This window comes from Cohnella thermotolerans DSM 17683, from assembly GCF_000429825.1.
Taxonomy (GTDB): domain Bacteria; phylum Bacillota; class Bacilli; order Paenibacillales; family Paenibacillaceae; genus Cohnella; species Cohnella thermotolerans.
The window spans coordinates 51,413-64,899 of record NZ_KE386956.1; the positions used below are offsets into that span (position 1 = coordinate 51,413).

The 13,487-nt window shown below is 59.0% G+C and carries 6 protein-coding genes; 2 read left to right on the forward strand and 4 right to left on the reverse strand.

Translation table 11 applies throughout. The features are described 5' to 3' along the window. The first annotated feature begins 101 nt into the window (after positions 1-101). Positions 102-2,357, forward strand: a complete 2,256-nt coding sequence (locus G485_RS0119025; RefSeq protein WP_051318414.1) for an Ig-like domain-containing protein — start codon at positions 102-104, stop codon at positions 2,355-2,357. A gap of 126 nt (positions 2,358-2,483) precedes the next feature. On the opposite strand, the gene G485_RS0119030 is transcribed toward G485_RS0119025, so the two are convergent. Continuing rightward, positions 2,484-3,797 (reverse strand): stalk domain-containing protein, encoded by a 1,314-nt coding sequence (locus G485_RS0119030; RefSeq protein ID WP_027093831.1) that lies wholly within the window; start codon positions 3,795-3,797, stop codon positions 2,484-2,486. A gap of 393 nt (positions 3,798-4,190) precedes the next feature. Here G485_RS0119030 and gltB point away from each other — a divergent pair, with 393 nt between their 5' ends. Continuing rightward, entirely contained in the window at positions 4,191-8,795 is a 4,605-nt protein-coding gene (gltB, locus tag G485_RS0119035) for a glutamate synthase large subunit (RefSeq protein ID WP_027093832.1), read from the forward strand. A 162-nt stretch (positions 8,796-8,957) separates the two neighbouring features. On the opposite strand, the gene cstA is transcribed toward gltB, so the two are convergent. The 3 genes from cstA to G485_RS0119050 form a co-directional block, all read right to left on the reverse strand. Next, positions 8,958-10,751, reverse strand: a complete 1,794-nt coding sequence (gene cstA, locus G485_RS0119040; protein ID WP_027093833.1) for a carbon starvation protein CstA — start codon at positions 10,749-10,751, stop codon at positions 8,958-8,960. A 150-nt stretch (positions 10,752-10,901) separates the two neighbouring features. Further along, positions 10,902-11,648, reverse strand: a complete 747-nt coding sequence (locus tag G485_RS0119045) for a LytR/AlgR family response regulator transcription factor (RefSeq protein WP_027093834.1) — start codon at positions 11,646-11,648, stop codon at positions 10,902-10,904. Next, complete coding sequence (locus G485_RS0119050) at positions 11,623-13,410, reverse strand: sensor histidine kinase (RefSeq protein ID WP_027093835.1); 1,788 nt, start codon at positions 13,408-13,410, stop codon at positions 11,623-11,625. The genes G485_RS0119045 and G485_RS0119050 overlap by 26 nt, the downstream gene beginning before the upstream one ends. Positions 13,411-13,487 lie beyond the last annotated feature (77 nt).

The following is a 13,487-nucleotide window of genomic DNA, read 5'->3' on the forward strand; positions in this document are numbered from 1 at the left end:
GACTAACGTCCCGATTTTGTTCATATTGGTTCAATTTTCCGGTACTTTGGCCGTTATTAAGAAGGGAATGGAATTTTTGCTTTGGGAGGATACGCCACAAGATGAGCAGCTACCAGATGGAGAATAACGGACGGATATCAAACCGCAAATGGTCGATCGCCTACCGCTTCGTGGCGACGCTGTTGTTCGCGGCCCTCGTCTGGGGACAAGCGGGCGGGCTGGCGTCCGCGGAAGACACGGTGACGGCTGTTGAGATTTCGTCCAACACGCCCACCAACACGGTGTATGTGAACGAGGATTCGATCGCCATGACGCTGTGGGCGACGATCAGCGGATCGACGACCAAGAAGGACGTCACATCCGCCGCGACGTGGACGTCGTCCAATTCGGCCGTCAGCGTCACGGGCGGCGTCGTAACCGCCAGCGGCAGCGCCTCTTCGGCGGTCATTACCGGCAAGTACGGCGGCTACACGGCGACCATCGTCGTCAAGGCGATCTATAGGTACAAGTCCATCGAGATCCGGAAGGACGACACCGATATCGGGGCGAAAGCCAGCGTGCAACTGGGCAGCGATCTGAGCCTGAAAGCCGTCGGCATTGCGACGGAAGGCGGAGAGACGGATGTCACTGACGACGCTGCGTGGTCAACGTCCAACTCCAGCGTCGCCTCGGTGGACGGAGGCGAAGTGACGCTGAACGCTCCCGGCACGGCGACCATTACGGTGTCCTACCTGGGCCGTACGGATTCCGTTACGCTGACGGTCGCCTCTCCGTACACAAGCTTGACGCTGGATCAGACGGGACCGATCGAGCGCGAGGTGGACGACAAAGATTTGCAGCTTCACGCGACCGCCCAGCCCAAATCCGGCGGAGCCGACATCGATGTCACGTCGGAAGCGACCTGGACGAGCTCCAATACGTCGGTCGCGACCGTCGACGAAGACGGCCTCGTGTCCTTCGTCGGCGTCGGCACCGCGGACATAACGGCTGCCTATCTCGGCGCGTCCAAGTCCGTGACCGTTGTCGTGCGCACGCCGTACGAGGCTCTTCGCACGACGCCGGACAAGACGCTGAAGCTGTCGGTCCAAGGCGGCAAGACGGAAGTGAAGGCTTACGTGCTGAAGGATGCGGCGACGCAGGAGACCGTGACGACCGCGGCGACGTGGACGTCTTCCGACCTTGTCGTGGCTACCGTAAGCGTGGAGGGCGACAAAGCGTACATTGTGCCCAAGAGCGCGGGAACGACGACGGTCAAAGCGTCCTACAAGGGCTTGACCCGCGAGATCAAGGTTACCGTGTATCCGACGGTCACGTCCATCAAGCTCGCCAAGACGAGCGTGGATACGTATGTGGACGAGACCGGCTCGTTCCCGGCGGTTAGCGGCGAGGCGCTGTCGGGCGACACGGTCGACCTGTCCGACTCCGTCACCTGGTCTTACGCGGACGCTACGAACAACGACGTCGTGTCGATCGAAGATGGCGGGTGGAAGGCGCTCAAGACCGGAAGCGTCAAGCTGCAGGCGACGCTGGCGAACGCCGTCGATGCGAACGGGAACCCGCTCTCCGTCATTTTCACCGTCAACGTCAACAAGAAGGTGCATCTTCTTATTGCGGATACGGACAGCGTCAGCATCATTACCGGCCAGGAAGTGGATTACCCGACCATCCATGCCGTATACGAAGACGGGACCGAGGCGGACCTGACGAACCAAATCTCCTGGGAATCCTCTTCCGTCAACGTTTTCGTCAACGAGACGACATCGAAATGGAAGGGCCTCGTCGCCGCCAAGGCGACCATGACGGGCACGTACCTGAACGCGAAGGTCAAAGTGCAAGCGGTCGTCGAAGACGAGTACATTGCTTATACGATCGATCCTTCGTCGATCGAGCTCACGCTCAAAAAATCGAAAACGATCAAAGTGACCGGCAAGACGAAAAACGGCAAAAAAGTCTCGCTCGGCTCGCGGATCGAATGGACGTCTTCCGACGAATCGCTGCTCACCGTCAACGGAGCCAGCGTCAAGGCGGTCGCCGAAGGAACCGGCAAGCTGACGGCGACGTTCCAAGGGAAAACGCTCAGCGTGCCGTTCACCGTCAAGGCCAAGCTGACCAAGCTGACCGCTTCCAGCTCCAGCCTTCAACTGAGCCCGGGAACTTCGGCGACCGTGAAAATTACCGCGCTGTACGAGAACGGCAAGACGGTCGACGTCACTTCGGCCGCCGTCTGGACCGCCAGCGGCACGAAGGTGGCTTCGGTGAGCAAAGGCGTCGTGACCGCCATCGCCAAAGGCAGCACGACGGTCAAGGCGACATACGAAGGCAAGACGTTTACGGTAAGGATCAAGGTATCCTCGTAAGAATAAGGCCCTTTAGGGAAATGAAAAGAACGGTTGAGCGGGGAGAAGTTCTCCCTCCAACCGTTTTTTTGCTCGTTGCGGAACGCTTTGGATATAATAACCGGGATCGTAGGGCAACGGTGCGACTTACGAATGAATGAATGCGGTATTCAATTTGCTTCTGTATACGACCTGATATTGCAGGCCGTTCGCGACCGCCGCCAGCGGCACATAAGTCTTCTGCGTCTTGCCGACCGTCTCCAGGTAGGCGGGGGCCGTCAGACTGCGTGCGGTTCCGTTCGCCTTCATCGTTTTGGAGCCTACCGTGATCGATACTTCGCGCCCGTCCTTGCGGAAGACGGCGGTTCTCGTCTTGTTGTCCCAGCCGAGCTCGGCGCCCGTCGCGGCGGCGACGTCGCTTAAGGCGAGGAACGTCGTTCCGTTTTTGAGCTTCGGCTTGTTTGCCGTTGCGAGCAGGCGACCGTCTATGTAGATGGCCGGAGCGGCGGGGGAGGCGGGCGTTCCTTTGCCGGCGGCCGGGATGGCCGTGTAGCTGTTCCAGATCGATTCCGCGAACCGCTCGGCGATGGCCGAATAGCCGGCCTGATTGGGATGAACGTCGGTGTCGGTGAAAATGTGCGTGAGCGACAGCTCCTTGCCGACGAACAGGTCGCGAACGTGCACGATCTGAATGTCGACGCCTTCGGACGTCAAGTCCTGCGCAATCCCGTCGAGGCGATCCGCCAGATCGTCGGTCACCTGCTTGAGCCGGGCATAAAGCTCGGCATTGAATCGTTCCGGCAGCGGCAAGTATTGATCCGTCAGCTTGATCGACGCGCCGGGAGCCAATTCGTGGAGAAGCTTCAGCGCCGCGGACAGCTGTTCTGCATAATTATTCAATTTGCTGTCTATTTCCTCATCCAGGGAAGTGAGAGCGTCCTTCGTGTCAAGCAGGGCCAGCTCTCGAATGTAGTCGAGGAAATCGTTGCCGCCGATCGTCATCGCCACCAGGTCCGCCTGGGCGAGAGCCGCGTTTAATTCGGCCGTCCGGGCGGCAATGCCGTTCGCCTGCTCCAGCGCCCGCGGATCGGCGCCTGGGTCGAACGCCTGAAGCTGCGAGGCGGTCAGCGGCTTCTTGTCCTTCGCTCCTTGGAGCAACCGGGTCAAGCCTTCGGTCGTCAAGCCGAGAACGGCGTAGTTGCTCTCTTCCGCCCGGCCGTGAAGCAGAGCCTGATCGAGCAGCCGTTCCCCATAGCCGTAAATGTCCGCCGCGCTGACGATTCCGGGCTCGTAGCCGACGCTGACGGAATCGCCGAGCACGACGATCCGGTAAGGTTGGCCGGCCGTTGCGGCTGCAGCGGCGGCCGGAGCATTCTCCGCCCGCGCTTGCGGTCCCGCGGCGCTCCATACGAGCGTGCCCGCCAGAACGGCCGCGCCCAATAAACGAAATTTTCCGAGCATAACGTTCCTCCTCTTTGTTCTCCCTGGCGCTGCAGGAAACAATCGGTTATCGGCATCATAAAAATATTAAATTGCCATTCCTCGCGCGGTGGTGTTAAAATAATATAACTTACAAAAATGAATAATTATAAAAATAACGGGATGCCGGCCGTTTTGTTCGCGTCATGGCGCCGTGCGGGCGCCGGGCTTCAATGCCGAACGGGCGTTTATATTCGTTGATTGTACCAGATTGTTCAGTCGAATGGTGTTATTTTTGGAACGATTCGGGATGGATAGGCCCGCGGGCCGAGCTGTCCGCGGATCGTTTCCGGCGACTGCGGGCATTTCCCCCTCCTGCCGATACAGTCCGATGGTCCCCCTTCCATAACTCTTCCTAGAGAAAGGTGCGTTCATATGAAAGAGATCGTTAACGGGTTGCCTCCGAAACAGGGCTTGTACGATCCCCAATACGAGAAAGACGCTTGCGGCATGGGCTTCGTCGCCCACATCAAAGGCGTCAAATCGCACGAGATCGTCGAACAGGCCCTTTCCTTGCTGATTAACATGGAGCATCGCGGCGGACAAGGCAGCGAGCCCAACTCCGGCGACGGTGCGGGCATTCTGCTGCAAATCCCTCACGCCTTTTTCGCCGATGAGGCTTCCAGGCTCGGCTTCAAGCTGCCGGAAGAAGGGCAATACGCCGTCGGCATGGTGTTCCTGACCCCGGACGACGCGCAGCGGGCGAAGCATGAAGCGATGTTCGAGTCCATCGTCGAGGAGGAAGGGCTCTCGCTTCTCGGCTGGAGAACGGTGCCGACCCGCGACGACATGCTCGGCATCTCGGCCAAACGGGTGAAGCCGTTCGTCCGCCAAGTGTTCATCGCCAGACCGGCCGGTCTGGCGGACGACCTGGCGTTCGAGCGCAAGCTGTACGTCGTGCGCAAGCTGGCGGAGAAGGCGATCCGCTATTCCGGCATCGAAGGCGGAGAGACGTTCTACTTCAGCAGCTTGTCGAGCAAGAAAATCATTTATAAAGGAATGCTCACGACGGAGCAGGTCGGCCAATTCTACACCGAGCTGCACGATCCGAAGGTCGCGACGGCGATCGCGCTCGTTCACTCCCGCTTCTCGACGAACACGTTCCCGAGCTGGGAGCGCGCGCATCCGTTCCACTACATGATCCACAACGGCGAGATCAACACGCTGCGCGGCAACGAGAACTGGATGCACGCCCGCCAGACGCTGTTCGAATCGGAGCTGTTCGGCGACGACCTGGAGAAGGTCAAGCCGATCATCAACCACGACGGTTCGGACACCGGCAAATTCGACAACACGTTCGAATTCTTGTACTTGTCCGGCCGCTCGCTCGCCCACGTCGCCATGATGATGGTTCCGGAGCCGTGGCAGAACGACGAGCATATGGACGACGACAAGAAAGCATTTTATGAATATCACAGCACGCTGATGGAGCCTTGGGACGGCCCGGCCGCCATGGGCTTCACCGACGGCGTTCAGATCGGCGCGATTCTGGACCGCAACGGCCTGCGTCCCGCGCGTTATTACGTGACCAAGGACGACCTGATCATCATGGCGTCCGAAGCCGGCGTCATCGAGCTTCCGCCGGAAGACATCGTCCTGAAGGACCGCCTGCGTCCGGGCCGGATGCTGCTTGTCGACACGAAGGAAGGCCGCATCATTTCCGACGAGGAAGTGAAGAAGGCGATCGTCACCGAGCACCCGTACCGGGAATGGCTGAACGACCACCTGGTCGATCTGAATGACTTGCCGGAAGCGACGGAGCTTCCGGAGCCGGATCACGCGACCGTGCAGCAGCGCCAGCAGGCGTTCGGCTATTCGTTCGAGGACATCCGCAAAATTATCGAACCGATGGCGAGCAGCGGCGTCGAGCCGCTCGCTTCGATGGGCTACGACGCTCCGCTCGCGGTGCTGTCGTCTCGCCCGCAGCGGCTGTTCAACTACTTCAAGCAGCTGTTCGCGCAGGTGACGAACCCGCCGATCGACGCGATCCGCGAGGAGATCATCACTTCAACGTACACGACGATCGGACCGGAGCGCAATCTGCTCAAGCCGGAACCGGAGAGCTGCCGCCACATTCGCCTTCAGTCTCCGATCGTCTCGAACGAGGACTTTGCGAAGCTGCGCCACGTGCACCGTCCGGGCTTCAAGTCGATTACGCTGCCGATCTTCTTCCCCGCCGACCGCGGCGAAGAAGGGCTCCGCGAAGCGATGCAGACGCTGTGCGAAGCGGCCGACCGCGTCATCGCGCGCGGCCATAACATTCTGATTCTGTCCGACCGCGGCATCGACGCCGACAACGCGGCGATTCCGTCGCTGCTGGCCGTAGCGGGCCTGCACCATCACCTGATCCGCCAGGGCACGCGGACGAAGGTCAGCATTCTGCTCGAGTCCGGCGAGCCGCGGGAAGTGCATCATTTCGCGCTGCTGCTCGGCTACGGGGTCAGCGCGGTCAATCCGTATCTGGTGTTCGAGACGCTGGACGATCTCATTCGCCAAGGCATGCTGCGGAACATCTCGCACGAGAAGGCGGTCAAAAATTATTTGAAGGCCGCAAACAAAGGCGTCGTCAAGGTGCTGTCCAAGATGGGCATCTCGACGATCCAGTCGTACCGCGGAGCGCAAATCTTCGAGGCGATCGGCCTGAAGAACGAAGTGATCGACCAGTATTTCACCTGGACGCCGTCGCGCATCGGGGGCGTCGGCCTGGACGTCATCGCCGAAGAGACGCTCAAGTCGCACAACCGCGCGTTCGAGAAGCAGGAAGGAGCCGTTCGCGAGCTGGATTCCGGCGGCGACTATCAATGGCGCAAAGACGGGGAAGACCATCTGTTCAACCCGAAGACGATTCATACGCTGCAGATGGCGACCCGCTCGAACGACTACGGGCTGTACAAGAAATATTCGGCGCTCGTGCAGGGCGAATACGAAGAGATTCGCACGCTGCGCTCGCTGCTCGACTTCAAGTTCGACCAGCCTCCGGTTCCGATCGAAGAGGTTGAGCCGGTCGAATCGATCTTCAAGCGGTTCAAGACGGGCGCGATGTCGTTCGGCTCGATCAGCAAGGAAGCGCACGAAGCGCTCGCCATCGCCATGAACCGGATCGGCGGCAAGTCGAACTCCGGCGAGGGCGGGGAAGATCCGGCGCGGTTCAAGCCGGACGCCAACGGCGACTTGCGCCGCAGCGCCATCAAGCAGGTCGCTTCGGGACGCTTCGGCGTCACGAGCTACTACCTGGCCAATGCGGAAGAGATTCAGATCAAGATGGCGCAAGGGGCGAAGCCGGGCGAAGGCGGCCAGCTCATGGGCCGCAAGGTGTATCCTTGGGTCGCCGAAGTGCGCGGCACGACGCCGGGCGTCGGCCTGATCTCGCCGCCGCCGCACCATGACATCTATTCGATCGAGGATCTGGCGGAGCTGATCCACGATCTGAAGAACGCGAACCGCCATGCGCGGATCAACGTCAAGCTCGTCTCGGAAGTCGGGGTCGGCACCATTGCCGCCGGTGTGGCCAAAGCGCGCGCCGACGTCATTCTGGTCAGCGGCTACGACGGCGGCACGGGGGCATCCCCGATCGGCTCGATCCGGCACGCCGGCTTGCCGTGGGAACTCGGCCTCGCCGAGACACACCAGACGCTCATTCTGAACAATCTGCGCGACCGCGTCGTCGTCGAGACGGACGGCAAGATGATGACCGGCCGCGACATCGCGATCGCCGCGCTGCTCGGCGCCGAGGAGTACGGCTTCTCGACCGCCCCGCTCGTCGTGCTCGGCTGCATCATGATGCGCGTCTGCCAGCTCGACACGTGTCCGGTCGGCGTCGCGACGCAGAACCCGGAGCTGCGCAAGAAGTTCATGGGCGATCCGGAATACGTCGTCAACTATATGCGCTTCATGGCGCAAGAGCTTCGCGAAATTATGGCGCAGCTCGGCTTCCGCACCATCGAAGAGATGGTCGGACGAACCGACCGCCTCGATACGAAGAAAGCGATCAACCACTTCAAGGCCAAAGGCGTCGACCTGACCGCTTTGCTGCACATGCCGGAGCTGCCGGAAGGTTCGTTCCGTTATAACGTGAAGCAGCAAAACCATGACCTTGAGCAGTCGCTCGACCTGCAGACGCTGCTGGATGCGGCGGCGCCTGCGCTCGAGAACCGGCAACGCGTGGAAGGCACGTTCCCGATCAAGAATACCAACCGCGTCGTCGGCACGATCGTCGGCCACGAAGTGACGAAGCGTTACGGCAAGGACGGCCTGCCGGAAGATACGATCAACTTCCGCTTCGTCGGCACTTCCGGCATGAGCTTCGGCGCCTTCATTCCGAAAGGCATGACGCTGACGCTCGAAGGGGACGCCAACGACTACATCGGCAAGGGCTTGTCGGGCGGCAAAATCATCGTTTATCCTTCGCCGAAGGCTACGTTCAAGGCCGAGGAGAACATTATTGCCGGCAATACGGCGTTCTACGGAGCGACGAGCGGCGAAGCCTATATTCGCGGCATCGCGGGCGAGCGCTTCGCGGTCCGGAACAGCGGCGCGAACGTCGTCGTCGAAGGCGTCGGCGACCACGGCTGCGAATATATGACAGGCGGACGCGTCGTCATTCTCGGCAAGACCGGACGCAACTTCGCGGCCGGCATGTCGGGCGGCATCGCCTATGTGATCGACTGGGACGGCCAATTCGTCAATCGCTGCAATTTCGAAATGGTGCTCCTTGAGCGGTTGGAGGAAGCCGGCGAAGTTGAGCAAGTCCGCAGCATGATCGAGAAGCACGTCCGCTATACGGACAGCGAACTTGGCCGTCGGGTGCTGGACGAATGGGATCAATTCCTTCCGCGCTTCGTGAAGGTCATTCCGAAGGACTACAAGCGGATGCTGGAGCAGATCGCCAAAGTCGAGGCCCAGGGACTCAGCGGCGAGAAGGCGCTCCTGGCCGCATTCGAAGCCAACATGCGCGATTTGTCCCGTGTAGGCGGCAACTGACGAATCGTCATGCCAGGTTGTCGGAGCATGCGCCCAAGCGCATGTTACAAAACCATATGAAATGCAAAGAAGACCCTGACAGGGGTCTTCTTTGCATTTCAAGGACACGAGTGCGATGGCAAAAGGCCCCCATCGATTGGGGGCCTCGCTGTGAGGACGGACTTACGTCGACATCGCTTCCGCGTTCATTCGCGGCGAGTTGAAGATGCGAATCCATTTTTGGATCGCCGTGACCATAATGATGACGCCCAGCACCAGCATGACGATGGATAAAATCCCGTTGAGCACGTTATAACCGGAGGACGACGAGTTGAGGTAAACGTTCTTCACCATCCAGTACCCCGCATAGTTGACCGTTGCAAACAGATAGGCAAGCGGGACGAGACAAGTGAGCATATAAATGCGCTTGTCGGCGATATGAAGAATGACGGTCGCGCCGATAATGAGTCCGATCGAGGCCATCAGTTGGTTGGATACGCCGAACAGCGCCCATACGGAGCCGATATCGCCGGAGAACAGCAGATAGCCCCACAGAAAGCAGGCCAATGCGCTGGCGCCGATCGCGCCCGGCGCCCAGTCCACCCTTTTCAGCGGTCTGTACAGCTCCCCAAAGAAGTCCTGAATCAAGTAACGGGAGACGCGCGTACCGGCATCGATCGCCGTCAGAATGAAAACCGCTTCGAACATAATGACAAATTGGAAGAAGTAAGGGGCCAGATTTTCGAACCACGGAATTTTGGTGAAAATATACGACATCCCGACGGCCAGCGTAACGGCTCCGCCCGTTCTGCCTTCGAGATTCAGCCCGATCTCCTTGCTGAGCTCGGGCAAGTTGACGACGGACATGCCGAGCGTTTGAAACACTTCCGGCTTCGAGTTGATGGCAAAATAATCGGACGGGTGCAGCGCGGTTGCCGCTACCAGGGCCATGATGCCGACGACGCACTCGACCAGCATGGCGCCGAATCCGACCATCTTAATATCCGTCCAGCGGTTCAACATTTTCGGCGTCGTGCCGGATCCGATAAACGCGTGAAATCCGGAAATGGCGCCGCAGGCGATCGTGATCGAAATGAACGGCCATACGGGACCTGCGAGAACCGGACCGCCGCCGCCCGCAAACTCGGTCAGAGCAGGGAATTGAATCGCCGGATTAATGATAAATACGCCGGCAATGAGCGCGATGAACACCCCAATCTTCATAAAGCTGCTCAAGTAATCCCTCGGAGCGAGCAGCAGCCAGACCGGCAGCGCCGCCGCGAAAAAGGCGTAGGTCGGAAGAATGACGGCAAGCGTCTGCGTGTCGAACGTCAGCCATTCGCCGATGACCGTATGTTGAATCGAAGGCCCGACAAAGACGCCGAACATCAGCAAAATAAACCCGATCGTGGAAGCCAGCTTCAAGTTGCCGGTCTTCTTATAAAGCAGCCCGACGCCCATCGCAATCGGAATCGTAATGCCGACGGCGAACGTGCCCCACGGGTTGTTCTCCAGGGCATGAAGGACGACCATGGACAGGCCCGCCATCGTAATGGTGATGATGAAGAGCATGGCCAGACCGGTGCAGAAGCCGGCGATCGGACCGAGCTCCTCCTTGGCGACTTCGGACAGCGATTTGCCGTTTTTTCGCATCGAGGCGAACAGCACCACGGCATCGTGCACCGCTCCGCCGATCACCGCACCGATCAGCAGCCACAGCAATCCGGGAAGATACCCGAACTGCGCGGCCAGAACCGGTCCGACCAGCGGACCCGCCGCGGCGATGGCGGCGAAGTGGTGGCCGAACGCAACCCATTTATTCGTTGGGACGTAATCTTTCCCGTCATTCAACGCATGAGCGGGGGTCGGCGAAGCCTCGTTAAGCTTTAGCACCTTCCCCGCGAAAAACGTGCCGTACAGGCGATAAGCGATCATCAGGATGCAGATGGAGCCTATCACAATTGAAACCGCATTCATTTTTGCGCCCCCTTAAACGCTTTGATAGTCGTATCATACGTCACGAAACGGGCTGCAAGCCGTTTTTCAGGATAGACCGCAGCGGTTCGGGGATGAATCGCAAAAAACAAGAGATGAGCGGTAAACGATTTCATTGGCATTGGAGTAGCTTTACAGTCCGAGCATTTGCTTGAGGTTCTTTAAATACGTGCGGCCGACCGGTATGTTCCTCCCGTTTTTCATGATCAGGGTGAAGGTGGAATGGAACCACGGCTGAATCTCCACAATGGCGTCGACATTTACGAGACAGGCGCGATGAACGCGGACGATCGGGCTGCCCTGCAGCTTTTGCTCGAACGTGACGAGCGGCTCGCTCACTTTGTAGGTTTGGGCTTCCGTTGCCACCAGCGTCTTGCCTTCCTCCGCGGAGATATACAATATTTTGCTTACATTCACGAGGACGATGCGCTCATCGACCGCCACGGCCAATTTGTCCGTCCTTCCCGGAACGGAGGATGAGCGGAAGCTCTCGCGCTCCTGATTGTCGTGCCGGATTTCCTTCTGTTTGGCGAGCTTGGCTATCGTCTGCTGGATGCGGTCTTCGTCGTAAGGTTTCAGAATATAATCAGTGGCGTTCAGTTCGAACGCTTTGAGCGCATATTCGTCGAAGGCGGTAGCGAAGACGATATCCGGCCTGCGGTCCAGTTCTTGGAGCTGCTGTGCCAAATCCAAACCGCTCTCCTCCGAGAGCTGAATGTCGAGAAACACAACGTCGGGTGCCGTCTGCCCGATTAGAAGCGTCGCCTCCTCCAGCGATTCGGCTTCTCCGACGACCTCCACCCGTCTCGTGCGATGAAGAAGATAGGCCAATTCGTCCCTTGCGAGCGGTTCATCATCCACGATAAACGCTTTCAGCATCTTGCTCCCCCCTATAATGGCTGCTGATCGGCACCGTAATCATCACTTTCGTACCCGCATGCTTGTCGCTTTCAATCCGCAAACTCGCTTCTCCTCCGTAAATTTCCTCGAAACGCTTTTGAATATTGTACAAGGCCGTTCCGGTCCCTTTCTTGGATTTGACGATTTGGCCGCCGAGCGAGCCGAGCAAATCCGCGGGGATGCCGCAGCCGTTGTCCTCCGTTATTAAGAGCATCCGCTCCTTATCTTTGCGACCACGAATCGTCACCTGTCCGACGCGGTTTCTTGAAGATGGCCCGAAGGCGTGCCGGACCGCATTCTCCACGAGCGGCTGCAGCGTAAAAGGCGGAATGGGCACCTGCTCCAGCGACGGCTCAATGTCCAACCGGATCGAATATTTGCCGGGAAATCGGGCCTTCTCCAGCATTAAATACGCCTCGACATGTTCCAGCTCCTTCCGAAGCGGAATGAGCATTTCCCTGGCGCCCTGCAGGTTGCTGCGAAAAAAGACGCCAAGCTGCTGCAGCAGCTTCCTTGCTTGATCCGGGTCCGTGCGGCAGAGGGCGGATATCGTATTGATCGCATTGAACAGGAAGTGCGGATGAACTTGCGCCTGGAGCGCTTTAATCTCGGCATCCTTGAGCAGCTTGCGCTGCAGCTCGGCTTCCGCCAGTTCCAGTTGCGTGGAGAACAGCTTGCTCAGCCCTTCCGCGAGCTCTTGCTCGGCTTTGTCCATCTGCTGCGGGTTCGAAAAATACAGCTTCAAGGTGCCGACGGTCTGCCGGCGAACCTTGAGCGGAATGACGATGGCGGCCTGCAGCGGACACCCTTCGTGATTGCATTGAATTTGTTCCCGTGACGTTGCCTTGAGCAGGCGTCCTTGCTCCAATACATTGCGCGTCAATTGCGTCGACAGGCTCTGCATCGGAATATGATGGTCCGAACCGGTACCGATATGCGCCAGCACTTGATTGCGATCCGTAATCGCGATCGCATCCGCATGCGTCCATCTGAGAATGATCGCCGCGACCTCCTTGCAGGAATTCGCATTCAACCCTTGCCGGAAAAACGGCAAAGTCTGATCCGCGATATGCAGCACATTATGCGTCTGCCGCGCCCGTGTCCGCTCCTCCTCCTGCACGATCGATTGGGCGATCAGCATGAACAGCAGCGTACCGAATCCGTTGATCGCGATCATCGGAACGCTGATCACGTAGACAAGCTCCAGCGCCGCTTCAAACGGCCGGGCGATGAGGAGGATAATTCCCATCTGCACGCATTCCATGACGATACCGATCGCGGCCGCCCGCCACGGAGTGTTTTTGCCTTTGCGCCGCAGACGGACGCCAAGCAATCCCGCCACAATACCGGCCAATATGGTAGAGATGCTGCACGCGACCGACGTAAACCCGCCGAGCGTGAGCCGGTGCAAGCCGGCAATCAGTCCGGACCCGAGCCCGACAAGAGGCCCCCCCAGCAGTCCGCCGAGCACGACTCCAAGCACGCGCGTATTGGCGAGAGCGCTGTCATAATCGACGTCGGTTTGCCAAACCTGGGTTAAGGTGATGCCGTGATTAATCTCGATTCCGGTATAGTTGCTAATGATCCCGAAAATGCCGAAGATGGCGATGAGCGTCAGCTTCTCTTTCAACCGGTGCTCGTGTTGAATGATTTGCCGGAACGATCTCATTCTGGAGAGAAGAAAAACGACGATCAACAGGAGGCCGACCCTCTCCAGCATGAGAGGCAACAGATTGATCATTCGATTCACCTGCTTGTTTGGGGTCCGCATGATCCGGCAACGATTGCCGGCGGGTTGTAGTTCAATTGTAACGCTTG